Genomic DNA, 26,097 nt, shown 5'->3' with positions numbered 1-26,097 from the left:
CAAAACAATAGCCAGGAGACGCTTAAATGAAGCTCGTAAAAATAAAATTTATTAGTACTGCGATATTATTATCGGCAAGCGCATCCATTCATGCTCAATCGAGCGTGACGCTCTCCGGGCTGCTTGGTATGGGTGTCTCGTACACCAGTAACGCCAGCCGAATCGGTGGCGGAGCACTGTGGCAAGCCACCAATACCCACGCCGTGCCGTTCTTTGCGATCTCGGGTAAGGAAGTGATCGACAGCGATACCTCCGCGGTATTCCGCTTGAGCCGCTACGCGTTTCTCAATAACGGAACCGACGCGCCATTCGAAAGCTTCGTCGGGTTGAGTTCCGCGAGCAAAGGTACGTTGACCATGGGTTCGATGTACGACTTGCTGGCCGACCTGGTGCCCTTCACCTCAGAGCGGTTTACGTCACTTCTCGCGACGCATCCGGGAAATCTTGACAGAACGGTCGGCAACGCCCTGAACAACTCGTTCAAATACAAGTCACCCCTCTATGGCGGATTTCAGTTCGGTCTGATGTACGGGATCGGGCAGGCGGGCTCGACCACCAACACGGGCCGCGTCGTCGGTGCCGAAGTGGCTTACACGGCGGGGCCGTGGCAATCCGTTGCCGTTTGGGAGTCCGTCCATGGCGTTCCGTATGCGCCGGGGCTCAAATTGGGTGTGTCGCACCTGTACGGTCTGGATTTCACGAAGACGCCTGCGGCATCGGTATTCCAGAACCAGAACACCAGCACGGTGGGCGTCGCGTACGTGAACGACGGCTGGCGCGTGATGGGTAACTACAGCTACACGCGCCTATCGGCTGCTGGCGCATCGGCCACGGCGCAATCGATTGATGTAGGCGCCTACAAGTACGTGACGCCGCAGACGCGAATTGGCGGTGGCTACTCGTACACAAAACTCGAGTCTTACAAGTGGAATCAGTTTCACGGGCATATCGACTATGCCCTTTCGAAACGCACCAGTCTTTACCTCCTCGGCGTGTTTCAGTTCGCAGGGTCAGGCCAGTTTGCTGTGCTTCGAAATCAACCGCCGGCGTCGGCATCGCACCAGGCGGTGCTTGAGGCCGGTGTCACGCACTTCTTTTAACCGGCAACGTGAACATGTCGGCCAGTTCAGTCTCGGGTTCTGATGGAGAAAATGCAATGCAGTGGGATGTGATTGTTGTCGGCGGTGGCCCGTCGGGTTTGACGATGGCTGCCGAGTTGGCCGGCGCCGGCGTAAAGACGCTTGTTATTGAGCGACGCACCGAAGGCGTGCAGTCGCGCGCAGGCACGATTTTGCCGCGGGTTCTGGAGCTGTTCGATACCCGAGGCATCGCTGATCGACTGATCCGAAAGACGCGTGAAATTGCGGACTATCCGTATCGACCATCGCACATTTGGGCGGGATTCCATCCGATCGAATGGAAGTACCTCGAGACGCGCTTCGGCTTCACGCTGGGTTTGCCGCAGAACAAGACCGAGGAAGTCCTGTGGGAGTGGGCCGCTGAATCGGGAGCGGTGATCCGGCGAGGCGAGGAAGTCCGTGACGTGCGTGAGTTGCATGACGGCGTGGAGCTTGCGCTATCCGATTCCACCGGAAATCTCTCGACGCTGCGCGCCCAGTACGTTGTCGGCGCGGATGGCGGGCGTAGCGTCGTGCGTTCCAAGCTGGGTCTTCCGTTCGACGGGCATTCGGGGACGTTTCGCGGCATTGTTGTCGACGCTGAGCTTGAGGCGCCGTGGCCGGGGGGACGTATCAATGTGGACAACGAGATGGGGTGGGTGCGTGGCTACGTATTCGGCGAAGGCATTACGCGATTCAATATCGTGCATCGTGATCGGCGGCACGCACCGAAGGACGAGCCGGTGACGCTCGATGAGGTGTTGCAGTGCATTCGTGACGTGCATGGCACCGATTACGGCATCAAGGGATACCGCTGGGCTTCGCGTTTCGATGACCAGATGCGCGCGGTGCCAACCCTTCGGCAGGGGCGTGTGTTTCTGGTAGGGGAATCCGCCCGTATTCACTATCCGTCCAGTGGCGTAGGCATGAACTTCTGCTTGCAGGACGCGTTCAACCTTGGCTGGAAGCTGGCCAACGTCATCAACGGCGTGGCGGACGCCAAGACGCTCGACACCTACGATGCGGAACGCCTTCCGGTCATGCGCCGGCTGCTCGAGAGCGTAAAGGCGCAGTGCGCGTTGCAATTCAACTTCGGCCCCGAGGCCGTCGCGCTCAAGCGGCGGATGCAGGAGCACCTGATTCCGCTGCCGGAGGTGCAACGCAAATTGGTGCTCGAACTCAATGGTCTGGAGACGGCCTATCCGTGCGATCCCGGCAGCCATCCGTTGACCGGGCAGCGTTGCCCAGATATCGATCTGGTCTTGCTCGACGGCCGATCGGTGGCGATCACGCAGGCGTTGCGCGAGCGGAAATTCTTGCTGATCGATCTGGACGGCTTTGCACGTCAGTTCGAATCGATCGACGTTACCGGTCGGCCGGTGAGTGTGCTCAGGGCTCGTGTCGCACGCATTCCTGCGGCGCTCGAAGCCGTCAAGGGATTGCTGGTGCGTCCCGATGGCTATGTCGCGTGGGCAAGCGAGACGTTGGCTCGCGAAGAAGACGTCGACGTGCAACTTGGCAAATGGCTGAAGCGGTGACCCCATGAGCGAACATCGACGATTACTGACGGGCGGCTGGGTGCTGAGCATGGACCCGGCGATCGGCGATCTGCGCGTGGGTGACGTGCTGATCGAGGGGGAGCGCATTCTGGCGGTGGCGCCACGCATTGACGCAGCGGATGCCGAACGCGTCGACGCAAGCGGCATGATCGTCCTGCCGGGGTTTGTCGATACCCACCGCCATACCTGGCAGAGCTGCGTGCGGCATCGCTACGCGGATATCGATCCGCAAATCTACTTCGCCGAAATGCTGGGTGCGAAGGGGGCCGCGTTTCGGCCGGAAGACGTTCACGTTGCCACGATGCTTGGTGCAGTGTCCGCGCTTGACGGTGGCATCACCACGATGCTCGATTGGTCTCATGTCCAGAACAGCCCAGACCACGCGGATGCCGCGATCCTTGGGCTGCGCGAGGCCAACATTCGGGGCGTGTTTGCACATGGCTGGCCGCTAGTGGACGGTGCGTCGTGGATGTTCGACAGTCAGCGGGGGCATCCGGAAGATATTCGCCGGTTGCGAACGCGGTATTTTTCGTCGGACGATCAACTGCTCACGCTTGCCATGGCGGCACGGGGCCCAGAGATGACGCGGCGCGATGTCTGGCTGGAAGATCTGCGCCTTGCGCGCGACCTAGGAATTCGATCGAGCATTCACATGGGGGCGTATGCGCGAAACGCCTCGGTACGTGCGATCGCGCAGATGCATGACGCCGGCGTGTTGGGCGACGACTTGACGTTCGTGCACTGCTGTTTTTCCGGCGCCGACGAGATCGCGATGATGGCGGATGCCGGCGTAAGCGCTTCGCTCGGCGTGCACTGCGAGTTGAACGCACAAGGCATTGGCGATATCCCGTTTGATCGCTTGCTTGCGGTGGGCATCCGGCCTAGCTTGAGCGGCGATACCGAGACCAAATGCTCGGGCGATATGTTCACGCAGATGCGTCATGCCTTCGCGTACTACCGTTCGTGGATGGGCGGGCAACACTCGCGGGTTCAGAACGCGCCCGCAACGCTCTCGATGCGCGAGGTGCTGGAGTTTGCCACGGTGGCAGGGGCGCGCGCCAACGGGCTGGATCACAAAGTCGGCTCGCTGACGCCTGGTAAACAGGCCGACATCATCATGATTCGTGGAGAGGACCTCAATCTCACCCCGGTGTCGGACGCCGTAGGCGCTGTCGTGCTTGCCGCGCATCCGGGCAATGTGGACTCGGTATTCGTCGCCGGGCGCGCAGTGAAGCGACAGGGTCGAATGATCGGTGTCGACCTGAACGTTTTGCGACAGCGTGCTGTTGCGTCCCAGCAATACATTCTTGAATTGAAATGAGTGACGCTAAATTGCCTCTGCCGTTGGACCGCGAGCTGGCGGATCTCGTGTCAGCGATGCGCGCAGCGCAAACGCTCCCGCCATTTTCTGGAACGCCGCAGCAAGCCCGTGAACGTATGCGCCGCGGCATTATGGCAGCGCGTGAACGAAATCCATTGCCGAAGGTCGGCGCGATTGAAGATGCGATCGCCGAGTCTGCGGGGGCGCATGTCCCAGTACGCGTCTACCGTCCCTTGGATACGAGCGCGGTGATGCCTACGTTGGTGTTTTTCCATGGCGGCGGATTTGTTCTCGGCAGTGTTGAGCTGATGGATGACATCGCGCGCAAGCTCTGCCGCGACATGCGGGCGGTGGTGGTGTCGGTTGACTATCGACTGGCCCCGGAGCACCCGTTTCCCGCCGCACATAACGACGCGTTGACCGCGACGCGCTGGGCGATCCGCCATGTCGCGGTACTTGGCGGGGATCCCTCGCGGGTCGTGCTGGCGGGTGAGAGTGCCGGCGCCAATCTGGCAACGTCGGCGGCACTGACGTTGCGCGATTGCGGCGTCGGTATCTCCGCGCAACTGCTCGTTGTGCCCGGCGTCGACATGGCTCGCGACGTCGCGCGCATTGAGGCAAAGGGCATCGACTTCCCGATGCTTTCGCCATCCGACCTGCGAGACATCTCGCGGCTTTATATGGGCTCGGCGTTGGCGCGTGCGCGGGAGTTCCCCCCGTCGCCACTGCGCGCAGCCGATCTGCGCGGCATGCCTGCCGCGTTGATCGCGATCGCTGGCCATGACCCGCTACGCGACGAAGGTATTGCCTACGCGCGGCGTCTTGAGGCGGCTGGTGTGCCGGTGCAACTCCTATGCTTCGAAGACATGTTTCATCCGTTCTTGGGCTTCTTCGAAGCCTCACGTTCGGCGCGTCGCGCCAACGACACCATCTGCCGCGCTTTTTCAGCGTGGCTCGAACAACATGCGCGGCCCCGCGATCTGTGAGCGGGCGCGCCAACCCTAAAGTCTCTGGAGAACACCCATGCGTTATGTATCGTTCGTAAAAAATGGAAAGGCGACGCTGGGCGTTCGCGATGGCGACGCCATTCGCGTGCTCGGCGAGGACACCCTGGAATCGTTGTTGGCGAGCGGGGTCGATCTCGTCGCTCATGGCCGCGCGCACGCCGGGCAGGAAAAGGTGAGCGCCGAAGGTCTCGTGTACCTGCCGCCGCTTGCCCGTCCCCCCAAGCTCATCTGTGTCGGTCTCAACTACGCTGACCACACGGAGGAAAGCCCGTACGAGCAACCGGATTACCCGACGATTTTTTTTCGCGTTGCAACCAGCCTGGTGGCGCATGAGCAACCGTTGGTGCGCCCGGCAGTATCCGATAGCCTGGGCCTCGACTTCGAGGGCGAAATCGCGGCCGTGCTGGGCAAGGGCGGTCGCCACATCCGCAAGGAGGATGCGCTCGAATGCGTTGCGGGCTACGCGCTCTTCAACGACGGGTCGGTTCGGGAGTATCAGTTCAAGTCGCCGCAATGGACGGTCGGGAAGAATTTCGACGGCACAGGCGCATTCGGTCCCGACCTCGTGACGGCCGACGAGTTGCCACCCGGCGCCAAGGGGCTGCTGCTGGAGACCCGTCTGAATGGCGAGGTCGTGCAGTCCGCCAGTACCGACGACATGATCTTCGACGTCGCTCAACTGATCAGCATCGTCAGCCAGGCCATTACGCTCGAACCGGGCGACGTGATCGTGACCGGTACGCCTTCAGGTATCGGCTGGGCACGCACACCAAAACTTCTGATGAAGCATGGCGACCTCTGTGAGGTCAGCGTTGAGGGCATCGGCGTGCTGCGCAATCCCGTCGTTGACGAGGCCATCCGCTAAGGTGTTTCATGAACGATCGACCAACGAGTTGTCGCCGATGATTTCCGAGGAGCGAGTCATGACCGAATTCTCATCGACGCATCCGCGGGCAGCGGTGCATTCCATCGACCATTTCGCGCTGAATGTCCCGTCCATCGACGAAGCCCATCGCTTCTTCGAGGCTTTCGGTCTGACGGTCAACCGCGCCGGACTGCAGGGTGACGAACTCGAGATCAGGGCGACTGACGGCCATCGTTGGGGACGCGTGCTCGCGGGGGAGCGAAAGGAGATGGCATACCTTAGCTTCAACTGCTACGAGGACGATCTCGCGGACCTACGTGCCCAGACGGTCGCGGCGGGCGCGAGCGTCGTCTCTTCGATGGCTGGAGGGGGCGGTGCCGGTTTTGAGTTCCGAGATCCCGACGGTAATCTGATTCAAGTGCGGGTGGGGCCGAAGACCAGCCCGAATAGCAAGACGGCGAGTCAGGCTGTCGTTGTCCCGGCGGACGCCCGCGGCGCTTGTACTCGGGCGGAGGTGGTGCGGGTGAAGCCGCGACGGCTATCGCATGTCTTGCTTTTTTCGCCAGATGTCCTGCGAGCGGTCTCGTTCTGCGAACGCGCGCTGGGTCTTCGTTTGTCCGATAAATCGCTGGATCTGATCGCGTTCACGCACGCGCCGCATGGCTGCGACCATCATTTGGTGGCGTTTGCCAAAAGTCGCGCGCGTGGCTGGCATCATTCGTCGTGGGATGTCGAAGGCGTCGATCTGGTTGGGGAGGGGGCCGCTCAGATGCTGGCCGCCGGCTACGCGAAGGGGTGGGGGACAGGGCGGCATGTGTTGGGGTCGAATTACTTTCATTATGTTGAGGATCCATGGGGATCCTTTTGCGAGTACTCGGCCGACATTGATTTTGTTTCGGCGGGACGAGATTGGCCCGCCGGGGATTTCGCGCCGGAGGATTCGTTGTACCTATGGGGGCCGAACGTCCCGGAGAATTTTATTTGCAACACCGAGGCCCAGGATTGAAGAGACCCATGCCGCCGCAGCCTTGGCGCAGCACATGCCGGCCCTGAACGGTCCCGGCGTGCGGCTTTAAGCCGAACACCTCGCTCACCGGTGCGCAAATGTATTGACGGCTCTCGACCTGACCCGGCCGAAGGGCGCGGTAACGATGGCAGCGATTCGGTGGCCCACTTTTGATTGTTAAGTAGTTGATTTTTTGTGCTTTGTACGGTGCCTCGGGTGCGAAAGGTTCACTGCGACATGAGTCAGACTCATCGCTACATGGATCTCGACACCCGAAATTCACCTCCGGGAAAACCCCGCGTCTTGAAATCGTCAAACCCCGTCCCTATAATTAGCACTCGTTGGCGCAGAGTGCTAACGCCATGAATTCACCAGATATGCAAATGTTTGCATATTTAGGTTTTGTCGATCTCACAGAGAGAAAGAGGAGCTTGTAATGAACCTTCGTCCCTTGCATGACCGCGTGATTGTCAAGCGCCTGGACAACGAAACGAAGACCGCATCGGGCATCGTGATCCCTGAAGCCGCCGCTGAAAAGCCGGATCAGGGCGAGATCCTGGCCGTCGGCCCGGGCAAGAAAGACGATCAAGGTAAGTCGATCGCACTCGATGTGAAGGTGGGCGACCGTGTTCTGTTCGGCAAGTACGCCGGCCAAAGCGTGAAGGTCGATGGCCAGGAACTGCTGGTCATGCGCGAAGAAGACATCATGGCCGTCGTGGCCGCCTAAGACTGTCTCCCCCAGACATCTACGTAAAGTATTCAAGGAGTTAATGCAATGGCAGCTAAAGAAGTCGTTTTCGGCGATGCCGCTCGTGCCAAGATGGTCGAGGGCGTCAACATTCTCGCCAACGCCGTCAAGGTGACCCTGGGCCCGAAGGGCCGCAACGTCGTGCTCGAGCGCAGCTTCGGCGGCCCGACCGTGACCAAGGACGGTGTGTCGGTCGCCAAGGAAATCGAACTCAAGGACAAGCTCCAGAACATGGGCGCGCAAATGGTCAAGGAAGTGGCTTCCAAGACCAGCGACAACGCCGGTGACGGTACCACCACCGCCACGGTGCTGGCCCAGTCGATCGTGCGCGAAGGCATGAAGTACGTTGCCTCGGGCATGAACCCGATGGACCTGAAGCGCGGTATCGACAAGGCCGTTGCCGCCGCCATCGAAGAACTGCGCAAGATCAGCAAGCCCTGCACGACGAACAAGGAAATCGCTCAAGTCGGCTCGATCTCGGCCAACAGCGATACCTCGATCGGTGACTATATCGCCAAGGCGATGGACAAGGTCGGCAAGGAAGGCGTGATCACCGTCGAAGACGGCAAGTCGCTGCAAGACGAGCTGGACGTCGTCGAAGGTATGCAATTCGACCGCGGCTACCTCTCGCCGTACTTCATCAACACCCCGGAAAAGCAAGTCGCGATCCTGGAAAACCCGTTCGTCCTGCTGTTCGACAAGAAGGTGTCGAACATCCGTGACCTGCTGCCGGTGCTCGAGCAAGTCGCCAAGGCTGGCCGTCCGCTGCTGATCATCGCCGAAGACGTCGAGGGCGAAGCCCTGGCAACGCTGGTGGTCAACAACATCCGTGGCATCCTGAAGACCTGCGCCGTCAAGGCTCCGGGCTTCGGCGACCGCCGCAAGGCCATGCTGGAAGACATCGCCATCCTGACGGGCGGCCAGGTCATCGCCGAAGAAATCGGCCTGACGCTGGAAAAGGCCACGCTCAACGAACTGGGCCAAGCCAAGCGCATCGAAATCGGCAAGGAAAACACCATCATCATCGATGGTGCCGGCGAAGGCGTGAACATCGAAGCCCGCGTCAAGCAAATCCGTGCCCAGATCGAAGAAGCCACGAGCGACTACGACCGTGAAAAGCTGCAAGAGCGCGTGGCCAAGCTGGCCGGCGGTGTTGCCGTGATCAAGGTCGGCGCTGCGACCGAAGTCGAAATGAAGGAAAAGAAGGCACGCGTCGAAGACGCGCTGCACGCTACCCGCGCTGCCGTGGAAGAAGGCATCGTCCCGGGCGGTGGTGTTGCGCTGCTGCGTGCTCGCGTGGCCGTGGCCGACATCAAGGGTGCCAACCCTGACCAGGACGCCGGTATCAAGATCGTTCTGCGCGCCATGGAAGAACCGCTGCGCCAGATCGTCGCCAACGGCGGCGAAGAAGCCAGCGTCGTTGTGGCCAACGTGATTGCCGGCAAGGGCAACTACGGCTACAACGCTTCGAGCGGCGAGTACGGCGACCTGGTGGAAATGGGCGTTGTGGATCCGACGAAGGTCACCCGCACCGCACTGCAAAACGCCGCTTCGGTGTCGGGCCTGCTGCTCACGACCGACTGCGCCGTTGCCGAACTGCCGAAGGAAGATGCTCCGATGGCTGGCGGCATGGGTGACATGGGCGGTATGGGCGGCATGGGCATGGGCATGTAAGTCTCGAAAGAGACGGCATGACGGGGGCCGCAAGGCACCCCGCCTGCCTCGGTCGCCGGACTTCGTCACGGAATCTTCGATTCGGTGGCGCAAGTCCGCACCGGAAACGGCAACGAATTCTTCGGAATTCGTTGCCGTTTTTTTATGCCTGGGCGATCGGCACGTCGCCGTTGCTGTCGCCGTCGCCGCGTCGCGTACTGGGTACGGCAAGCGGAGTCGTGGCCGCAATCTCATCCTGCATCCACTGCCAGAAGGCGTGAATCGCGCGCTCGCGCGGATGATTTTCCCGCCAGCTCACGTGATATTCGAGGCTCGGTGCAATGCGGACATCGCCAATCTGCACCAGCTCGCCGGATGCGAGCGCATCGCGCACGAGCAAGCTGCGTGTAGTGGCGACGCCTTGTCCGGCCATGGCGGCACGCAGGAGCAACCCGGAGTCGTCGAAAATCGGCCCGCGCGTCGGCTCATGTGGCGTCAGTCCGGCGGCGACCTGCCAATCGCGCCATGATCGATAGGCGAAGCGCAGCATCGGCAGTTTGTGCGTATCGGCCACCGTGAACCCAGGCACACGCGCGATCAGATCGGGGTGGCACACGGCGATCACATAGTCGTCGAGCAGCTTGCGCGTGACGAACCCGGTCGCTTCGACCCGTTGATGCCAGATGCCGACGTCGACCGAATACGGATCGGGCGCGGCAATATCCGCGTGAATTCGCACCACCAGATCGATATGGGGCTGCTGTTCGCTAAAGCGGCCCAGCCGAGGAATCAGCCATTGGGCCGCCAGATCGGTCATGACGCTGATTTCCAGACGAACGACGGCGGGCGACACGCCCGACGCCGTGCCCGCCCGGGCTTCAGTCATCGCCTCAATGAGTTCCGACATCCCAATGCGTACTCGCTCGGCCAGACGCGCCCCGACACTGGTCGGGATCATGCGGGCCCCCACGCGACGAAACAGCGCCGTGCCGAGTTGCTGTTCGAGCGAGCGCATGTGATGACTCACGGCGCTGTGCGTCAAATTTAATTCGTCGGCCGCCCGCGTAAAGCTACGGTGGCGGGCAGCAGCTTCAAGTGCGCGCAGCGATTGGAGGGGAGGGAGGTGAGGAATCATGATGTCAAATTCTACTCACAATACGGGCGCAAAGGTTTCGTTGGCTTCACGGCGGCGTTCCGCCGACAATCGATACCCGAGCAAATGACTAAGGTTTGGCTTCATGTCGAAGGCACTTCGCATCTTCGTCCTGTTCGCCTGCGGATACTTCGTTTCCTACGTGTACCGCGGCGTGAATATTGGGTTTGCGCCGTATATGACGCGCGATCTCGGCCTCTCGTCGGCCGACCTCGGGTTGTTGACGAGCCTCTACTTCCTCGGCTTTGCCGGGGCGCAATTGCCCGCGGGCGTGCTGCTCGACAAGTTCGGCCCGCGCCGGGTGGCGTCGCTGGTGCTGCTGCTCGCGGCGGCGGGCGCCGCGCTGTTCGGGCTGGCCCAAGGCGTCGGCGCGCTGATGGCGGGACGCTTGCTGATCGGCGTCGGCGTGTCGGTGTGTCTGGGCAGCGCCTTCAAGGCATTGGCGCAATGGTTTCCGGTAGCACGTCTGCCGCTGCTCAACGGCCTGGTGATGGCCGTGGGCGGCATGGGCGGGGTCGTGGTGGGAACACCGCTCAACTGGCTGCTCGGGCTGACCGACTGGCGCATCGTGTCGTTCGGACTGGCGGCGTTAACCATTTTCATGTCGGTCGCGCTTTGGTTCGGCGCGCCCGAGAAGCCGGGGTCGCACGCGCAAGGCGGGTTGTCCGAGGCGCTCAAGGGCGTGCGTCAGGTGCTGGGAAGCGGAATGTTCTGGAAAGTGACTTCGCTCTCGGGGATCACGCAGGGCGTTTTCTACGCAATGCAATCGCTATGGATGGCGCCGTTCATGCGCGACGTTGAAGGGCTGTCGGCGTCGCAAGCTGCCTCGCTGGTGTCGGTCGTGGGGCTTGCGATGATGGCCGGGAGCGTGGTGTTCGGTGCGGCCGCGCGCTCGCTCGAACGCCGTGGCGTGAGCGTGTTCGCATTTTCCGGCGCCGGGATGGTGCTGTTCGTCGTGGTGCAGTCGCTGTTGTTGATGCGTGCGCCGATTCCACCGGTCCGGCTTTGGGCCGCCTATGGCATCTTCGGTGGCACGGGCATCCTGTCGTATGCGGTGTTGGCGGAGCATTTCCACGGCACGTTGATCGGGCGCGTCAATACGTCGCTCACGCTCGTCATCTTTCTGTTGATCTTCTTGTGTCAGGTGGGCGTCGGGGCCGTGCTCGGCACTTACGCGGCGCACAGCGCGCAGGCGCATTTCTCCGCTTGGACGGGCCTGATCGCACTGCAAGCGCTGGGGGCAGTGTGGTACTTCTGGCCCCAACGTCAGGGCGCGGGCAAGGTCGCCGCCGCGTGACGCGGCGTGTGTTGACCGTATGGGGCGGTTCGCATAGCGAGCCCGCCATCTTTGGTGTCGGGTGTCGAGGACTCCGCCGCTGGCTTAGTCCTGCGCCACCCAATCGCCCGACTTCCCGCCGTGCTTCTCCAGCACGCGCACATCGGTGATCGTCATGCCGCGATCGACGGCCTTGCACATGTCATAGATCGTCAGCAAGCCGACTTGAACCGCGGTGAGCGCTTCCATCTCCACCCCCGTGCGACCGACGGTTTCGACCTGCGCGCGGCAGTGTACGGCGTTCGCGCCGTCGTCCACCAGAAACTCGACCGTCACACGCGTAAGCGCGAGCGGATGACACAGCGGAATCAGATCGGCGGTGCGCTTGGCGCCTTGGATGGCCGCAATGCGCGCAATACCCAGTACGTCACCCTTCTTGGCCGTGCCGGTGCGAATCAGCGCCAGCGTTTCCGGCTTCATCTGAATGGTGCCGCGCGCCACGGCAACACGATGCGTGCTGTCCTTGCTGCCGACATCAACCATGTGGGCCTGTCCGGCGGTGTCGAAGTGGGTGAGTTCTGCCATGAGTCGATGCTGAGAAGAGGTTGCGATAGTGTCGGGAGACGGTTCGCGAGCGCCTTTTGCGAGCGAAAGGATAGCGCCGTTTCGAATGAATTTTGCCTGTATTGACGACGTTTTGGCGATGCCGCGGAACGTCTGCGTCTGGCTGCTATCATAGCAGCAGCCCTGAATGATCAGCGCCAAGCGGCGCCCATTTCCATGACGCGTTCGTTCCGCTCGTTATGTTCGTTTCGCGCCGCCATCGGCATCTCTCGCCTGATTCCCATGTGTCGCGCGTTCTCATTGCCCGGTCCAGGGCGCCCATCTGGCGCATGATGCGCATGACCTCCATGCCGAAGCCGTCGTCCCAGCCGCCTCACCCCGAGCGCCACGTCGCCCGGTGGCGGCGTTTCATGGCGTTGGCCATGCTGCCCGTAATGACGGCAATGACGTTCGCCGCCGTCGTCATCCCCACCCAGGCGGCCGCGCAGTCGCTCCCGTCCCTCGGCCAGAGTTCTGCCGCGGACTTGTCGCCAGCGATGGAGCGCAAGCTCGGCGAGCGCGTGATGCGGGAGATTCGCGCCGATCCCGATTACCTGTCGGATTTGCTGCTCTCCGATTACGTCAATGCCCTGGGTGGCAAGCTCGTGGCGGCCGCGCACACAGTGGGACTCGACGCCAGTCAGAGTTTCGAATTCTTCGTGGTGCGTGATTCGGACATCAACGCCTTCTCACTGCCGGGGGGCTTCATCGGCATCAACACGGGATTGATCGTCGCGACGCGCACCGAGTCGGAACTCGCTTCTGTGATCGGACACGAGACGGGGCACGTTCTGCAACATCACATCGCGCGCATGCTCGGCCAACAGTCGCAGAACTCGTGGATCGCCCTCGGCGGCATGTTGCTCGGTCTGCTCGCCGGCATCGGGGCGCGGAGCCCGGATCTCGGCATGGGAATCGCGATGGGCGGGCAAGGCCTTGCCGTCGATCGGCAACTGCGTTTTTCGCGCGATGCGGAACGTGAGGCCGATCGCGTCGGCTTCCAGTTGCTCCAGGCGGCAGGCTTCGACACGTACGCGATGCCGACCTTCTTCGAGCGTCTGCAACGCGCGGATTCGATCAACGAAGCCGGCGTGCCGGAATATGTCCGGACTCACCCGCTGACGACGGATCGCATCGCCGACATGCTCAATCGCTCGCGCACTGCCGCTTATCGTCAGCCCGTGCAGTCGCCCGAATATGCGTTTGTGCGGGCGCGCTCGCTCGTCTTGCAGCAGAAGTCCGCGAGCGATTACGCGGCGATCGCCGACGCGCAACGCACAGCGATCCGCGCGCAGACCACATCGAATGTGGCGGCGGCATGGTATGCGGTGGCGCTGGCCGAGTTCAAGCAGCGTCGCTGGGTGCCGGCGCGCGAGGCGCTGGAGAAGTCGCGCGCGGCTTTCGGTGGCACGGGGCCGGGTACGCCGAGTCTGGCTGTGCTGGCGTCGGATATCGCGCGCTTGTCGGGCCAGCCGGACGAAGCCTTGCGCGTCGCCGCGCAGGCGCGTGCCGCGTTCCCACTCTCGCAGGCCGCCGATATGGCTTATGCCGATGCCTTGGTCGCCAGCCAGCGGATTCCCGACGCGACGAAGTTCCTTCAAGCGCAGGTCGAGCGCTATCGAAGCGAGCCCATCTGGTGGCGGGCGCTGGCAGGGGCATGGGCCGCGGCCGGCAAGCGGACGCGTCAGCACGCAGCATTGGCGGAACAATATGCGCTGCAAGGGCAATGGATGGCGGCCGTCAGCCAGTTGAAGCTCGCGCGTGAGGCCGGCGACGCCAGCTTTTACGAGATGTCGGTCATCGACGCGCGACTTCACGAGTTCCAGCGCCGCTACAAGGACGACAAGGAAGACGAGAAGGACTTCGGCAAACTGGCCGGATAAGGGGATAAGCGGCGCGTGCTGCGAAGTTGCGTACACTTATTCGCGTGCGAGTTGCGCCGTTGCTTTTAATCTATCGGAAAGCGCCCGCCATGTGAAACTGGCGAAGCGTGAATATCTTGGGGTTTTCGCTATTTTTCGAGTGTCGATCCCAAAAGATCACGGAGAAATTGGAACATCGGAGTTTTCCCATTTGGGTTTCTGACGCACTCCTATTGCATACAACACTTCGATTGGCGAGTATGGCGACACGGTACCGTGCTCGCTTCGCAGTGTGATTTCGCTGCGAACTTTTCGACCAATATTCACTGAATGAGGTGAAGTATGGAGAATTGCCAGTACGAAGTCGTGATAGACAACGAGCGACCCATTAACAAGCCGATTGTTGCTTTAACGAAATGCCGAATCAAGTTTGGCGACCGCGATAACCTGCGCCAATGTGTCGAAGAGATTCGTAAGTCTGATCTTCGGCTGAGCTTGCGGCCAGAGGAGGACGTCCAATACGATTGGCAAAATCCAGTCGGAATTCGGGGGAATACCTTGTACTTTGGTGTGCGCTGGTTTGATGCCAAGTATTTTTCCGAGCATCGGGATGTCTATTTAAACAACATGCATACGCGATTGCTGAAGCAATTTGGTGTCGATTGGGTCGACGCCAATGTCGAGCATTTCGTAGCCGCCCGCTAACATTCGCCTAGTGGCTGCCACAGCCGACGTTCGGTCGTGGTTGCTCTTTGACCTCGCACCGTGTCCCCATTCCGCATTTACCTGTCGTTGGATTTTCTCCTTGCGACCTACCTAGGCATGTGGAACGCAATGGTTCCCATCGTATTGCTCGGCCGCTTCGGCACCGCGGGCGTCGTAGCGTACGAGATAGCGCTCGCCACAAGTGCCTTCATCGCGCTGCCGGTGGCGGCTTCATGGACTGAGGGGTTGTCCCGCAGTAAGGTCCTGCGCTGGGCATGTGTGATCATCGTGCTATGCGGCGTGTCGCGGGTGGTGATTGCAAGTGCAACGCATAGCGTCACTTTTTGGATGGTGAATGACATGGTGGCGGTCGCCGCCTTCGCCGTCTTACAACCGCTACTTAGCATCTACCCGGCGGAGCTTGTCGAGAAAGCGCGTGTGTTATCCGCGTTCCGCCTGAAGCGGGTTACGGTCAATCTCGGTCGTATTATCGGGCCGTTGTTCGCCGCCGCCGCCTTACTACTCAGCACTCACCAATACGCTTTGTGGTGTGTTGCATTGTTCGGGGGCGTTTTACTGCCCCTGCTGTCACGACTTCCAGTACTGCCTTCGATGTCCGGGATCGGGACGTCAGCACCTGCCCCCGCGAGAACATGGTTTCGTCGTGCGTTTGCTGGATTTACACTGAAAATCCGGTTGCCGGCGGAACGCTTCTTCACGCTCTGCGACATGTTGCTGGTTATCGCGACGGCAGGGATCGTTCCGATGCTGATTCCTCAACTCGTTCAACACGCGACACTACCGGACGCGCAGGTCGGTTGGTTGATTGCCGCATTCGTCGTCGGATCGATTGCAGGGGTTGTTGTTTTTCACCCTATCCTCTCCGGTGCACTGCAACACAGGCTGGGTTACATTGCGATTTGGGCGGCGCTGGGCGCTAGTCTTGCCGTGGCAACGGCTGTCGATTCCGTTGCCGCACTGGGTGGGTGCTTGATGTCGGCTGGCGTATTCGGTGCGTGTTTGTCCATGAACGGCATCGATCGGCGGGTGATTGCGATGCCATCTTCCGTGCGGGTTAGAGTCGCGAGCGCAACGCTGCTGGCGGGACAGATGGCGAGCATGCTGTCATTCACACTTTACGGTGCCGCGAACGCTTTGGGCAACATGAGTGGGGGATGGTGGTTGTACGGCGGGCTGGTCTGCATCGCCGGATTGGCGTCGTGTCTCGCGCGTGAACCGTGGAAATTGCTCAGCGAGAACGACGCTGGCGATGGCGTCGAGCGCTTCTATACGAGCCGATATCCCGATGCATTTGGCGAGTCCGCGCCAGTGCGACGAGATGTCGCGGCGTAAGGGCGCATTGACTCACGCCGATTGATCGTCGGCCCGCGGGGTGCGCTCGAACCCATACGTCTGCGGCAGGGTGCCCGCATGGGTCGTCGCGAACGGGAGTGAATCGCCGTTGCGCCAATGCAGCCGCACCGCGCCCTTGGCGTCGGCGGTATCGTCCGACGTTTGCGCAATCTCGAAGGCCTGCGCCAGATCGGACACCTGCGTGAGCAGATCGATGTCGTGATCGTGCAGCAACGCGAGCGGCGCGTTCGGCGTCGATCTCCCATTCTCCTCGCCGCCAGACACCGCCCCCACGAACGCGACGTTGCCGTCCTCGTCGAGCAGACACGCCTGCGGCACGAAAGCATGGCCCAGTTGGTCCGTCAACACCGGTGCGCCGCGACCGTCGTTCGCCGGGGCATCCCACGTCAGCCGGACCACAAACGGGGCGTACGCAAGCGCCACATACACACGTTGCGGCCCATTCTGGAAGTACCACCGCCCGGCGTCGTCGCTGGCGTAATTGCGCGCGATGAACGCGACGAGCGCTGCATGACGAATCGGATCGCCAGCCGTGCCCGCCGCCTGCGCCGCGTCGTCGCGCATGCGCCACTGACCGCGACGGTCGAGCGCGAGCCAGCCGTAACAATGCGGCACGTTGGGCCACTTGGCCATCGCCTGTCGAACGATTTCATCCATAAGGCACCTTCAGGCCGGAGTCGGCAAAAATTGACGGAAGTAATCGATGACCGTGTGCGGCATCCATGTCATGCCGCCCGGAAACGGCCCACTCATGAAGCCGACGTGTCCGCCGTGCGCCGGCTGCAGGAGCCGCACGTGGCGACCGACGTCGTCTTCGCCCGGCAACACATTGGCCGGCTGGAACGGGTCGTTGCGGGCATTGATGACCAGCGTCGGCACTTCGATGGCCGGCAGAATCGGCTTGCTCGACGCGCGCGTGTAATAGTCGAAGGCACTGTGATAACCATGCAAGGGGGCCGTCACCACATGATCGAATTCGCCGAGATCGCGCGCGGCCATCATCCGATCGCGGTCGTACAGCCCGGGGTATTGGTCGAGCTTCGCGAGCGCCTTCTTCTTGAGCGTGCCCAGAAAATTGCGCGTGTACACCATATTGAAACCGTGCGAGAGCGCCAGTCCGCCCGCGCGTAAATCGAGCGGCGCCGAAATCGCGCACGCGGCACTCACCACTTGCGCCGCATGCCCCTCGCGCTCGCCGAGCCAGCGCAGCAATACATTGCCGCCCAGCGACACGCCCGCCGCAAAGATCGGGCCGGACGCGTTCGCACGCAAGCGCCGCAACATCCAGTCGACCTCGGTACTGTCGCCGGAGTGATAAAAGCGCGGCGCGCGGTTCATGCGGCCGCTGCAACTGCGGAAGTGGGGAATCACGCCGCGCCACCCCTGCGCTTCGACTTCGCGCATCAGGGTGCGGGCGTAGTGGCTGCCGGACCCGCCCTCCAGTCCATGGAAGAGCACGACGAGCGGTGTCTCCACCAGCCCTTCGGGCGCGGGCGGGGCTTTCTGCGCCGCAGGCGGAGCGACCAGCCAGTCGACATCGACGAAGTCGCCGTCGGGCGTGTCCCACGTTTCGCGACGGAATTCGACGCACGGGCGTCGACCCAGCAGCGCCGGGTAGATCGTCTGGCTGTGCCCGTCGGGCAGCCACCGGGGTGCCCGGTAATCCAGGGGAAGAAACGTCGCGGGGCGCGCCGTCATGGTCGTACCGTACAGATCAGTGCAGCCCGTCCGGACGCGCGTGCATCATCAGGCTGAACTGCTCGACGGCGTGCGGCGGCAACGGGCTGGAGTGGATATGGGCGAAGCGCCAGTCGCCCTGCTCGTGCACCAGCACGTATGTCGTGTGGATGAGCTGGGCGGTCGTCTGGCCGGCGTCTTCCTTGCCGACGCGCATTGCTTCGGTCGCCGTGTGCACGACCGTGCCAACGGTGTCGTACTCGGTCGTATCCAGCGAGTCGATGAGCACCACGCTTTGCGTGAACTGGGCGACCAGACCGTTGCGGATCTGCTCGAGACCGTCCCAGCGGGTGCCGTCGGCGCGAATGTAGCTGACGAAATCCTCGTTCGCCCACAGCGACATGGCGCGATCCGTCTGCCCACGGCGCAGCGCATCGTAAAAGGCCGTGATGGTTTCACTGGCGGCATCGAACAGACGGACAAAACGTGGCATGTGGATTTACCGTTGAGTGTTACCGGAATCGAGCTGAGCGCGCCGCCGTCATGGACCACATCAGCGCTGCGTGAGCAGGATGTTGCGCAAATTCGCGAATACGTGTTCGGGCATCAGCTCATTGAGGCAGCGGGTGTGGCCCAACGGGCATTCGCGGGCAAAACACGGGCTGCACTCCAATTGTAGCCACAGGATATGCGCCTGGTCGGACAGCGGCGGTGTGTGGCGCGGATCGGACGATCCGAACAGGGCAATCTGCGGGCGGCGCAATGCGGCTGTCACATGCATCAGGCCCGAGTCGTTGCTCACCACCGCATTGGCGCGGGCCAGCAGCGCGCACGCCTCGGCCAGCGACGTCTGTCCACACAGGTTGCGCACGAACGGCGCATCGGCGGCGATTTGCTGCGCGAGCGCACCGTCCTTGCCCGAGCCGAGCGCAATGATTTGCGCATACGGGAACGAGCGGCGAACCAACTGAGCTAACTGCGCGAAATGGCCCGGCGGCCAGCGCTTGGCCGGTCCGAACTCTGCACCCGGGCAGAACACCACGAGCGGTACGCGCAGATCAAGGCCGAAGCGCGCGAAGACACGCGCCGACTCGTTCAGGTCGGCGTCGATGCGCGGCGTGGGCAGCGCATCGGGCAACTTGGCCCCGGGCGCGAACGCGAGCGCAGCGTAGTGCCGCACCATGGGCGGCCGCTCGTCTTTGCGCGGATTGGCGTGGCGCACGTTGAGCAGACCGTAGCGGTGCTCGCCCTTGTAGCCAATGCGCAACGGAATGCGCGCCAGCCACGGAATCAGCGACGACTTCAGCGAGTTCGGCAGCACATAGGCGGCGTCGTACCCCTCGTCGGCGAGCACGCTCGCGAGCCGGTAGCGCTCCAGCGGCTGCAACTTGCCGTGCGCGAGGTCGGTGGCGACGACGCGCGAAATCTCCGGCATGCGTTCCAGCACCGGGGCGACCCAGCTGGGCGCGATCGCGTCGATGGTCAGACGCGGATGCAGGCGCTTGAGCAGGGTGAACAACGGCTGCGCCATCAGCGCGTCCCCAATCCAGTTGGGGGCGATCACCAAGGCTTTATGCATCGTGGCGGAGACTCTAAACGTTAAGCGTTGCGAAGATACGGACAGTCAACCGGGCGGTACAGGGCAACCGCAGTCGGCTGCGCCCGGTTGGAGCAACGGCAGCCGGCTCAGTGGTGACCCTTGAGCACGACCCCGGCCTTCACGCGATAACGCGTGCCGCAGTACGGACAGGCCGCTTCGCCATGCGTCACATCGATGAACACGCGCGGATGGGCGCTCCAGGCTTCCATCTTCGGATTCGGGCAATGGACCGGCAGATCTTCGGCGCCGACTTCGACGACCGGCATTTGTTTGACTTCGCTCATGGGGTTCGGACCGTGATGGGTATTCGGACGATTGGGGATTGCATGGCCGGTGCAAAGGACGAAGCCGTCGCCCGCACGCTTACCAAAAGTCGCTATTGTAAAGCAGCCACGGCCCTTTGCGGATGGCTCGCAGCGCCCGCAGCCGCGACGCTTGCCAGTTCCTGTCACCGTCGAAGTCCCGCGTGGCGCGTACGCGACACCTCGTCCGTTGCCCTCGCAAAAACGCCCGGATATGCGCTTTCGACGTGGTAAGTAAATATTTACCCTGGCTATAATGACCGGACGCTCGCCGCCAACGATGACGATATTCAGGAGACACTCCGGCAACCCTGGCGGGCGCTGTGACCGCCAGCGGTCATCATGGGCGTGCCGGGCGCCGTCGGGACCGCTTTGCCCCGCAATGCCAGACACTGCGCCGAACGGCTCGGTGCTCGCCCCCCAAGCCGACCATGCCAATGCTTCGTCTGCCAGCCGCTGAACGTGACGGGTTCAGGGCCGGTTTCCGCATTATTTCGCCGCTGTTGCCAGCCATCTTCTCGTGGGGACTCGTGACCGGGGTCGCCATGGGCAAATCGATACTGACGGTGCCCCAGGCCATCGGCATGAGCCTGATGCTCTATGCCGGATCGGCCCAGTTGGCCTCGTTGCCGCTGTTCGCCGCCGGCATGCCCTTGTGGACGATTCTGCTCACGGTCGGCATCGTCAATCTGCGCTTTGTGATCTTCAGCGCCGCGCTCCAGCCGCATTTCTCTTATTTGTCGCTGCCGCGGCGCATCGTGCTCGGCTATGTCAATGGCGACCTCGGATTCGTGATGTTCATGAACCAGAAGTTCGCGAGCGGCTATGTCCCGGGCAAGGAGGGGACCTACTACGGCATCACGCTCAGCAATTGGGCGGTCTGGCACGTGTCGTCGATTCTCGGCATCCTGCTCGGCGCGCTCGTGCCGGATAGCTGGGGCCTCGCCTTCGCGGGCACGCTCGCCCTCATTCCGATGATGGTTCACACGATCACCAGTCGCTCGACGATGCTGGCGGTCACGCTGGCATCGGTCCTCGGCCTGCTCGCCTTCGATTTGCCGTATCGGCTCAATCTCGTGCTCGGGGTGGTCGGCGCGCTCGCCGCCGGCATGGTTTGCGACGAACTTTCGGCGCGTCAGGCGAAGCGGCTCGCGTTGGCGAATCCCCCCGCGGCCGCGCGCGATGGCGCCCAGCCCAGTCGTTCGGGAGAGCGTCGCTCATGAGTACGGTCGAAATCTGGCTCTCCTTCGTGGCGATGACGGCCATTACCATCGTCACGCGCACGTTCTTCCTGCTCGCGGGAGACCGCGTGACGCTGCCGCAGCGCTTGCAACGCGCGCTGCGCTACGCCCCGGCGGCGGCGCTCGCCGTCATCGTGGTGCCCGAGGTGCTGCTGCTCGATCACCAGTTCTCGCTGCATCTGCACAATCCCAAGCTGGCCGCGGCCGTGGCCGCCACCGGCTGGTTCGTCTGGCGACGCAACATGATCGAGATGATTGTCGTCGGCATGGCCGTCTACACGCTCTGCCGTCTGTTCCTGTAGGCGGAACCCTCGTCGGCCAAAATGGGCATCTGGACGGGCGGATCAGTTAAAATGCATGTTTTTTCCACCATTTATTCCGGATTCTCATGGCTTCCGTCGTACGTCTTTCCGATTTGATCGCCCAGGGTCGCCTGGCAGGCAAACGTGTCTTCATCCGCGCCGATATGAACGTGCCGCAAGACGATGCGGGCCGCATCACGGAAGACACGCGTATCCGCGCCTCGGTGCCGGCCATCCAGATGGCGCTCGACGCCGGTGCGGCCGTCATGGTCACGTCGCATCTGGGCCGTCCGACCGAAGGCGAATTCAAGCCCGCCGACTCACTGGCACCGGTTGCGCAACGCCTGTCCGAACTGCTGGGCCGCGAGGTGAAGCTGATCGCCAACTGGGTCGACGGCGGTTTTGAGGTGGCGCCGGGCACGGTCGTGCTGCTGGAGAACTGCCGCGTCAACAAGGGCGAGAAGAAGGACAACGACGAACTGGCGCGAAAGATGGCCGCGCTGTGCGACGTGTACGTGAACGACGCGTTCGGCACCGCCCACCGCGCCGAAGCCACGACGCACGGCATCGCCAAGTATGCGCCGGTCGCCTGTGCCGGCCCGCTGCTCGCCGCCGAACTCGAAGCGCTCGGCAAGGCGCTGAACGCCCCGGCTCGCCCGCTCGTGGCCATCGTGGCCGGCTCCAAGGTCTCGACCAAGCTCACCATTCTGCAGTCGCTCGCCGACAAGGTCGACCACCTGATCGTGGGCGGCGGCATTGCCAACACGTTCATGCTGGCCGCCGGCCTGCCGATCGGCAAGTCGCTCGCCGAAGCCGATCTGGTCGGGCAAGCCCGTTCGATCATCGACGCGATGGCCGCGCGTGGGGCCTCGGTGCCGATTCCGACGGACGTCGTATGCGCCAAGGAATTCAGCGCGACGGCTGAGGCGACGGTGAAGGCCGCCAGCGATGTGGCCGCCGACGACATGATTCTCGACATCGGTCCGCAAACGGCTGCCAAGCTGGCCGAGCAACTGGCGGGCGCGGGCACGATCGTGTGGAACGGCCCGGTGGGCGTGTTCGAATTCGATCAGTTCGGGCACGGCACCGAGACGCTGGCGCGCGCGATTGCGGCCGCCAAGGGCTTCTCGATCGCCGGGGGCGGCGATACGCTCGCCGCCATCGCCAAGTACGGTATTGCCGACCAGGTCAGCTATATTTCGACCGGTGGCGGCGCGTTCCTCGAATTCCTCGAAGGCAAGACACTGCCGGCCGTCGACGTGCTGCAACAACGCGCCAGCGAGCTCAACTGATCGCGCGGCGCCAGGTGGAGCGGGGCTCGCAGGCCGGTTTTCCGGTCGAAGGCGGGCACGAATGGGGCGGTTTCGATCGGTTTATTGCGAACATCTAAGATCGAATCAAACGATTTCGTACGGACAATACGAACTTTTTGGTTAACCTGTGGCGGCCTAAATGCGCTACAAATCGCTAAGCGCCAGACATGTCGAATGCGCTGTTACCCAAAGAGGATGAAGAGATGGATGTAATGAACCGCTCCACCAAGATCGTCGCCACCATCGGTCCGGCATCGAGCACGCCGGAAGTGCTCTCGCGCATGATCGCCGCCGGCGTCGATGTCGTTCGCCTGAATTTCTCGCACGGCAAGGCGCAGGACCACATCGAGCGCGCCGAGATGGTGCGCGCGGCCGCCAAGGCGGCTGGCCGCGAAGTGGCCATCATGGCCGACCTCCAGGGTCCGAAGATTCGCGTCGGCAAGTTCGAGAACGGCAAGGCCACGCTCGAGGCGGGCGCGAAGTTCATCCTGGACGCCGCCTGCGAAGTCGGTAACGAAGAGCGCGTCGGGCTCGACTACAAGGAACTGCCGCGCGACGTGCGCACGGGCGACGTGCTGCTGCTCAACGACGGCCTGATCGTGCTGATCGTCGATCGCGTGCTCGGCAATGAGATCCATACGACCGTGAAGGTCGGCGGCGATCTCTCGAACAACAAGGGTATCAACCGCCAGGGCGGTGGGCTGACGGCACCGGCGCTCACAGCCAAGGACATGGAAGACATCAAGACCGCGATGGCGCTGGGCGCCGATTATGTCGCGGTCTCCTTCCCGAAGAACGCCACCGACATGGAAATGGCGCGCCGTCTGGCCAACGTGGCCGGCGAGCCTTACGGCATCAAGCCGCTGATGATCGCCAAGATCGAGCGCGCAGAAGCCATTCCGGCGCTCGAAGAGATTCTGGCGGCGTCGGACTGCATCATGGTTGCACGGGGCGATCTGGCCATCGAAGTGGGCAACGCCGCGGTGCCGGGGCTGCAGAAGCGCATGATCAAGCTTGCGCGCGAGATGAACAAGACCACCATCACGGCCACGCAGATGATGGAGTCGATGATCCACAACCCGGTGCCGACCCGCGCCGAAGTCTCGGACGTCGCCAACGCCGTGCTCGATGGTACCGACGCCGTGATGCTCTCGGCCGAGAGCGCCGCGGGCAAGTATCCGGTCGAAACCATCGAGACGATGGCGGCGATCTGCGTCGAAGCCGAGCGCTCGGAGATGGTGGAACTCGATCGCGACTGGCTCGATCAGACTTTTACGCGCATCGACCAAACGATTGCGGCCGGCGCCTTGTTTACCGCGTATCATCTTGGCGCGAAAGCCATCGTGGCGCTGACCGAATCGGGCGCGACCGCGTTGTGGCTGTCTCGCCACAAGATCCATGTGCCGATTTTTGCGCTGACGTCACAGCTCGGCAGCCATCGCAAGCTGGCGCTGTACCGCAACGTCTACGCGATGCGTGCCGACGCCACGCTCGACCGCGATCACGCGCTCAAGCAGGCCGAGCAACTGCTGCTCTCGCGCGGCGTGGTCAAGCGCGGCGACACGATCGTGTTGACCGTGGGCGAGCCGATGGGACAACCCGGTGGTACCAATACGTTGAAAATCGTCCAGGTGGGCCAGGCATGACGAAGGGGGCCGCGCGAGTGCGGCAAGGCGCAAACGCCACGCCGCCCGCGAGCCGTCGTCATGAGGGGCACTTCTGGATCGAGGAAAGATTTGCTTAGTTTTGTGATTCCAAGGAGAACATCATGCCCCTAGTCTCTATGCGACAGCTGCTCGACCATGCCGCCGAAAACGGCTACGGTCTGCCGGCCTTCAACGTCAACAATCTGGAGCAGGTTTCCGCCATCATGGCCGCCGCCGACGAAGTCGGTGCGCCGGTCATCATGCAGGCCTCCGCCGGTGCTCGCAAGTACGCCGGCGAAGCGTTCCTGCGTCACCTGATCTCGGCCGCCGTGGAAGCGTATCCGCACATCCCGGTGGTGATGCACCAGGATCACGGCCAGTCGCCGGCCGTGTGTATGGCCGCGATCAAGAGCGGCTTCTCGAGCGTGATGATGGACGGCTCGCTCGAAGCCGACGGCAAATCGGTTGCCAGCTACGAGTACAACGTCGAAGTGTCGAAGAAGGTGGTCGAGTTCTCGCACTACATCGGCGTGACGGTGGAAGCCGAGCTGGGCGTGCTGGGTTCGCTCGAAACGATGAAGGGCGACAAGGAAGACGGCCACGGCGCCGACGGCACGATGACCCGCGAGCAACTGCTGACCGACCCCGATCAGGCCGCCGACTTCGTGAACCAGACGCAATGCGACGCGTTGGCCATCGCCATCGGCACCTCGCACGGCGCCTACAAGTTCAGTCGCAAGCCGACGGGCGACATTCTCGCCATCGACCGCATCAAGGAAATCCACCGCCGCATTCCGAACACCCACCTCGTGATGCACGGCTCGTCGTCGGTGCCGCAGGAACTGCTCGCCGAGATCCGTGAATTCGGCGGCGACATGAAGGAAACGTACGGCGTGCCGGTCGAAGAGATCGTCGAAGGCATCAAGCACGGCGTGCGCAAGATCAACATCGATACCGACATCCGTTTGGCGATGACCGGCGCGATCCGTCGCTATCTGTTCGAAAACCCGAGCAAGTTCGACCCGCGCGACTACCTCAAGCCGGCTCGCGAAGCCGCCAAGCTGGTGTGCAAGGCGCGCTATCTGTCGTTCGGTTGCGAAGGTCAGGCCGGCAAGATCAAGCCGGTCGCGCTCGAGAAGATGGCCGAGAAGTACAAGAGCGGCGATCTCTCGCAGATCGTGAAGTAAGCACCTGTATCACGGCCATGCCGGGGTTCTCCCGCATGGCTTGCTGCCCGGCCGGGGCGGCGTGGCGCCGACGAGGCAATCCGCTCGAAGGCACACGACGCTCAGGTCGCAGGCCCGGCTTTGGCCAGCACACGCTGGAACAGAAGCCGGGCTTTTTCTTTTGGCATCTGCAATTGAAACTTGCCGCCCAACTCCGAGCGGATCGTGGCGGTCAGCATTTCCACGCCGTCGACGATCAGCGTCATCGGTTCGTTCATATGCTGACGCGAGAAATCACGCATCCGTGCGGTGGCGCTGTCGCGCAGGCTCATCGTGACGACGACCTCGATATCGGCGGGGGCGACGCCGTCTTGCGCCGGGAACTGCAAACCCAACTGTTCGATATCGCGCGCGGCAAACAGGGCGAAACGCGCAATGCCGTCGTCGTTTTCCGGCGTGGCGATCGCCACCAGCCTGGGTAGCGTGGGCCGCTCGGTGGTGTCGGCGGTGGCCGTCGTGCTCGACGTTCCGGATGCCGCGCGCGCCCCACTGGCCCGATGGGCGGGCGCGTGCGCATGAGCCCCGGCAGACGGCGGCGCG

Annotated in this window: 25 protein-coding genes; 17 read left to right on the top strand and 8 right to left on the bottom strand. The window is 62.6% G+C overall.

The window, feature by feature from the left end:
* Positions 1-26 precede the first annotated feature (26 nt).
* The 8 genes from A985_RS0101260 (at position 27) to groL (ending at position 9,298) form a co-directional block, all read left to right on the top strand.
* Positions 27-1,100 (top strand): porin, encoded by a 1,074-nt coding sequence (locus A985_RS0101260; RefSeq protein WP_026131531.1) that lies wholly within the window; start codon positions 27-29, stop codon positions 1,098-1,100.
* A 56-nt stretch (positions 1,101-1,156) separates the two neighbouring features.
* A complete protein-coding gene (locus A985_RS0101255; RefSeq protein ID WP_017231618.1) occupies positions 1,157-2,656 on the top strand; it encodes an FAD-dependent monooxygenase in 1,500 nt (499 codons plus the stop codon).
* Between the two features lie 4 nt (positions 2,657-2,660).
* The gene (locus A985_RS0101250; RefSeq protein ID WP_017231617.1) at positions 2,661-3,998 is read left to right on the top strand and encodes an amidohydrolase family protein; all 1,338 of its coding nucleotides are present in this window, start codon (positions 2,661-2,663) and stop codon (positions 3,996-3,998) included.
* Positions 3,995-4,984, top strand: coding sequence for an alpha/beta hydrolase (locus A985_RS0101245; RefSeq protein ID WP_039829672.1), 990 nt, complete (start codon positions 3,995-3,997; stop codon positions 4,982-4,984). Before A985_RS0101250 ends, A985_RS0101245 begins: the two co-directional genes overlap by 4 nt.
* A gap of 37 nt (positions 4,985-5,021) precedes the next feature.
* Positions 5,022-5,870 carry a fumarylacetoacetate hydrolase family protein gene (locus A985_RS0101240; RefSeq protein ID WP_017231615.1) on the top strand — a complete coding sequence of 283 codons (849 nt, stop codon included), beginning with the start codon at positions 5,022-5,024 and terminating at the stop codon, positions 5,868-5,870.
* A 58-nt stretch (positions 5,871-5,928) separates the two neighbouring features.
* The gene (locus A985_RS0101235; protein WP_017231614.1) at positions 5,929-6,876 is read left to right on the top strand and encodes a VOC family protein; all 948 of its coding nucleotides are present in this window, start codon (positions 5,929-5,931) and stop codon (positions 6,874-6,876) included.
* Positions 6,877-7,312: 436 nt separating this feature from the next.
* On the top strand, positions 7,313-7,603 hold the full coding sequence (gene groES / locus A985_RS0101230; RefSeq protein WP_017231613.1) for a co-chaperone GroES: 291 nt from the start codon (positions 7,313-7,315) through the stop codon (positions 7,601-7,603).
* Positions 7,604-7,651: 48 nt separating this feature from the next.
* A complete protein-coding gene (gene groL / locus A985_RS0101225; protein ID WP_017231612.1) occupies positions 7,652-9,298 on the top strand; it encodes a chaperonin GroEL in 1,647 nt (548 codons plus the stop codon).
* A 142-nt stretch (positions 9,299-9,440) separates the two neighbouring features.
* Here the strand turns inward: groL and A985_RS23770 are convergent, their stop codons facing one another.
* The gene (locus A985_RS23770) at positions 9,441-10,412 is read right to left on the bottom strand and encodes a LysR substrate-binding domain-containing protein (RefSeq protein ID WP_051060042.1); all 972 of its coding nucleotides are present in this window, start codon (positions 10,410-10,412) and stop codon (positions 9,441-9,443) included.
* A gap of 103 nt (positions 10,413-10,515) precedes the next feature.
* Here A985_RS23770 and A985_RS0101215 point away from each other — a divergent pair, with 103 nt between their 5' ends.
* Positions 10,516-11,727, top strand: a complete 1,212-nt coding sequence (locus A985_RS0101215; RefSeq protein ID WP_017231610.1) for a nitrate/nitrite transporter — start codon at positions 10,516-10,518, stop codon at positions 11,725-11,727.
* A gap of 84 nt (positions 11,728-11,811) precedes the next feature.
* Here the strand turns inward: A985_RS0101215 and moaC are convergent, their stop codons facing one another.
* Positions 11,812-12,291 (bottom strand): cyclic pyranopterin monophosphate synthase MoaC, encoded by a 480-nt coding sequence (moaC, locus tag A985_RS0101210; RefSeq protein ID WP_017231609.1) that lies wholly within the window; start codon positions 12,289-12,291, stop codon positions 11,812-11,814.
* Positions 12,292-12,704: 413 nt separating this feature from the next.
* On the opposite strand from moaC, the gene A985_RS0101205 reads away from it, so the two are divergent.
* The 3 genes from A985_RS0101205 (at position 12,705) to A985_RS0101195 (ending at position 16,229) form a co-directional block, all read left to right on the top strand.
* A complete protein-coding gene (locus tag A985_RS0101205; protein WP_369751539.1) occupies positions 12,705-14,192 on the top strand; it encodes a M48 family metalloprotease in 1,488 nt (495 codons plus the stop codon).
* Positions 14,193-14,513: 321 nt separating this feature from the next.
* The gene (locus tag A985_RS0101200; protein WP_017231607.1) at positions 14,514-14,876 is read left to right on the top strand and encodes a hypothetical protein; all 363 of its coding nucleotides are present in this window, start codon (positions 14,514-14,516) and stop codon (positions 14,874-14,876) included.
* A 129-nt stretch (positions 14,877-15,005) separates the two neighbouring features.
* On the top strand, positions 15,006-16,229 hold the full coding sequence (locus A985_RS0101195) for a hypothetical protein (protein WP_157211314.1): 1,224 nt from the start codon (positions 15,006-15,008) through the stop codon (positions 16,227-16,229).
* A gap of 12 nt (positions 16,230-16,241) precedes the next feature.
* On the opposite strand, the gene A985_RS0101190 is transcribed toward A985_RS0101195, so the two are convergent.
* The 5 genes from A985_RS0101190 to A985_RS0101170 all read right to left on the bottom strand — a co-directional run bounded on the left by A985_RS0101190 (position 16,242) and on the right by A985_RS0101170 (position 19,811).
* Positions 16,242-16,907 carry a DUF2946 family protein gene (locus A985_RS0101190; RefSeq protein WP_017231605.1) on the bottom strand — a complete coding sequence of 222 codons (666 nt, stop codon included), beginning with the start codon at positions 16,905-16,907 and terminating at the stop codon, positions 16,242-16,244.
* 9 nt (positions 16,908-16,916) lie between these two features.
* Positions 16,917-17,948, bottom strand: a complete 1,032-nt coding sequence (locus tag A985_RS0101185) for a YheT family hydrolase (RefSeq protein ID WP_017231604.1) — start codon at positions 17,946-17,948, stop codon at positions 16,917-16,919.
* Positions 17,949-17,964: 16 nt separating this feature from the next.
* Positions 17,965-18,420, bottom strand: coding sequence for a nuclear transport factor 2 family protein (locus A985_RS23765; RefSeq protein ID WP_017231603.1), 456 nt, complete (start codon positions 18,418-18,420; stop codon positions 17,965-17,967).
* A 60-nt stretch (positions 18,421-18,480) separates the two neighbouring features.
* A complete protein-coding gene (gene waaF / locus A985_RS0101175; RefSeq protein ID WP_017231602.1) occupies positions 18,481-19,506 on the bottom strand; it encodes a lipopolysaccharide heptosyltransferase II in 1,026 nt (341 codons plus the stop codon).
* A 107-nt stretch (positions 19,507-19,613) separates the two neighbouring features.
* Positions 19,614-19,811: a zinc-finger domain-containing protein gene (locus tag A985_RS0101170; protein WP_010808463.1), complete on the bottom strand. Its 198-nt coding sequence runs from the start codon at positions 19,809-19,811 to the stop codon at positions 19,614-19,616.
* Between the two features lie 455 nt (positions 19,812-20,266).
* On the opposite strand from A985_RS0101170, the gene A985_RS0101165 reads away from it, so the two are divergent.
* The 5 genes from A985_RS0101165 (at position 20,267) to fba (ending at position 25,518) form a co-directional block, all read left to right on the top strand.
* Positions 20,267-21,052 (top strand): AzlC family ABC transporter permease, encoded by a 786-nt coding sequence (locus A985_RS0101165; RefSeq protein WP_017231601.1) that lies wholly within the window; start codon positions 20,267-20,269, stop codon positions 21,050-21,052.
* A complete protein-coding gene (locus A985_RS0101160) occupies positions 21,049-21,372 on the top strand; it encodes an AzlD domain-containing protein (RefSeq protein ID WP_017231600.1) in 324 nt (107 codons plus the stop codon). The genes A985_RS0101165 and A985_RS0101160 overlap by 4 nt, the downstream gene beginning before the upstream one ends.
* A gap of 86 nt (positions 21,373-21,458) precedes the next feature.
* Positions 21,459-22,664: a phosphoglycerate kinase gene (locus A985_RS0101155; RefSeq protein WP_017231599.1), complete on the top strand. Its 1,206-nt coding sequence runs from the start codon at positions 21,459-21,461 to the stop codon at positions 22,662-22,664.
* 233 nt (positions 22,665-22,897) lie between these two features.
* The gene (pyk, locus tag A985_RS0101150) at positions 22,898-24,331 is read left to right on the top strand and encodes a pyruvate kinase (protein WP_017231598.1); all 1,434 of its coding nucleotides are present in this window, start codon (positions 22,898-22,900) and stop codon (positions 24,329-24,331) included.
* 122 nt (positions 24,332-24,453) lie between these two features.
* Entirely contained in the window at positions 24,454-25,518 is a 1,065-nt protein-coding gene (fba, locus tag A985_RS0101145; RefSeq protein WP_026131529.1) for a class II fructose-bisphosphate aldolase, read from the top strand.
* Between the two features lie 101 nt (positions 25,519-25,619).
* Here fba and A985_RS23760 read toward each other — a convergent pair whose 3' ends face one another.
* Positions 25,620-25,967 (bottom strand): hypothetical protein, encoded by a 348-nt coding sequence (locus A985_RS23760; RefSeq protein ID WP_157211313.1) that lies wholly within the window; start codon positions 25,965-25,967, stop codon positions 25,620-25,622.
* Positions 25,968-26,097: the final 130 nt, after the last annotated feature.

Origin of the sequence: Pandoraea sp. B-6, assembly GCF_000282835.1 — a bacterium.
GTDB lineage: Bacteria > Pseudomonadota > Gammaproteobacteria > Burkholderiales > Burkholderiaceae > Pandoraea > Pandoraea cepalis.
The sequence above is the reverse complement of the archived record's forward strand: the minus strand, read 5'-3'. Positions and strand labels throughout refer to the sequence as shown.

Bases quoted from the DNA above. Each gene is read 5' to 3' on its own strand.
- A985_RS0101260 (WP_026131531.1), top strand. From the start codon at position 27: ATGAAGCTCGTAAAAATAAAATTTATTAGTACTGCGATATTATTATCG.
- A985_RS0101255 (WP_017231618.1), top strand. From the start codon at position 1,157: ATGCAGTGGGATGTGATTGTTGTCGGCGGTGGCCCGTCGGGTTTGACG.
- A985_RS0101250 (WP_017231617.1), top strand. From the start codon at position 2,661: ATGAGCGAACATCGACGATTACTGACGGGCGGCTGGGTGCTGAGCATG.
- A985_RS0101245 (WP_039829672.1), top strand. From the start codon at position 3,995: ATGAGTGACGCTAAATTGCCTCTGCCGTTGGACCGCGAGCTGGCGGAT.
- A985_RS0101240 (WP_017231615.1), top strand. From the start codon at position 5,022: ATGCGTTATGTATCGTTCGTAAAAAATGGAAAGGCGACGCTGGGCGTT.
- A985_RS0101235 (WP_017231614.1), top strand. From the start codon at position 5,929: ATGACCGAATTCTCATCGACGCATCCGCGGGCAGCGGTGCATTCCATC.
- groES (WP_017231613.1), top strand. From the start codon at position 7,313: ATGAACCTTCGTCCCTTGCATGACCGCGTGATTGTCAAGCGCCTGGAC.
- groL (WP_017231612.1), top strand. From the start codon at position 7,652: ATGGCAGCTAAAGAAGTCGTTTTCGGCGATGCCGCTCGTGCCAAGATG.
- A985_RS23770 (WP_051060042.1), bottom strand. From the start codon at position 10,412: ATGATTCCTCACCTCCCTCCCCTCCAATCGCTGCGCGCACTTGAAGCT.
- A985_RS0101215 (WP_017231610.1), top strand. From the start codon at position 10,516: ATGTCGAAGGCACTTCGCATCTTCGTCCTGTTCGCCTGCGGATACTTC.
- moaC (WP_017231609.1), bottom strand. From the start codon at position 12,291: ATGGCAGAACTCACCCACTTCGACACCGCCGGACAGGCCCACATGGTT.
- A985_RS0101205 (WP_369751539.1), top strand. From the start codon at position 12,705: ATGACGGCAATGACGTTCGCCGCCGTCGTCATCCCCACCCAGGCGGCC.
- A985_RS0101200 (WP_017231607.1), top strand. From the start codon at position 14,514: ATGGAGAATTGCCAGTACGAAGTCGTGATAGACAACGAGCGACCCATT.
- A985_RS0101195 (WP_157211314.1), top strand. From the start codon at position 15,006: ATGGTTCCCATCGTATTGCTCGGCCGCTTCGGCACCGCGGGCGTCGTA.
- A985_RS0101190 (WP_017231605.1), bottom strand. From the start codon at position 16,907: ATGGATGAAATCGTTCGACAGGCGATGGCCAAGTGGCCCAACGTGCCG.
- A985_RS0101185 (WP_017231604.1), bottom strand. From the start codon at position 17,948: ATGACGGCGCGCCCCGCGACGTTTCTTCCCCTGGATTACCGGGCACCC.
- A985_RS23765 (WP_017231603.1), bottom strand. From the start codon at position 18,420: ATGCCACGTTTTGTCCGTCTGTTCGATGCCGCCAGTGAAACCATCACG.
- waaF (WP_017231602.1), bottom strand. From the start codon at position 19,506: ATGCATAAAGCCTTGGTGATCGCCCCCAACTGGATTGGGGACGCGCTG.
- A985_RS0101170 (WP_010808463.1), bottom strand. From the start codon at position 19,811: ATGAGCGAAGTCAAACAAATGCCGGTCGTCGAAGTCGGCGCCGAAGAT.
- A985_RS0101165 (WP_017231601.1), top strand. From the start codon at position 20,267: ATGCTTCGTCTGCCAGCCGCTGAACGTGACGGGTTCAGGGCCGGTTTC.
- A985_RS0101160 (WP_017231600.1), top strand. From the start codon at position 21,049: ATGAGTACGGTCGAAATCTGGCTCTCCTTCGTGGCGATGACGGCCATT.
- A985_RS0101155 (WP_017231599.1), top strand. From the start codon at position 21,459: ATGGCTTCCGTCGTACGTCTTTCCGATTTGATCGCCCAGGGTCGCCTG.
- pyk (WP_017231598.1), top strand. From the start codon at position 22,898: ATGAACCGCTCCACCAAGATCGTCGCCACCATCGGTCCGGCATCGAGC.
- fba (WP_026131529.1), top strand. From the start codon at position 24,454: ATGCCCCTAGTCTCTATGCGACAGCTGCTCGACCATGCCGCCGAAAAC.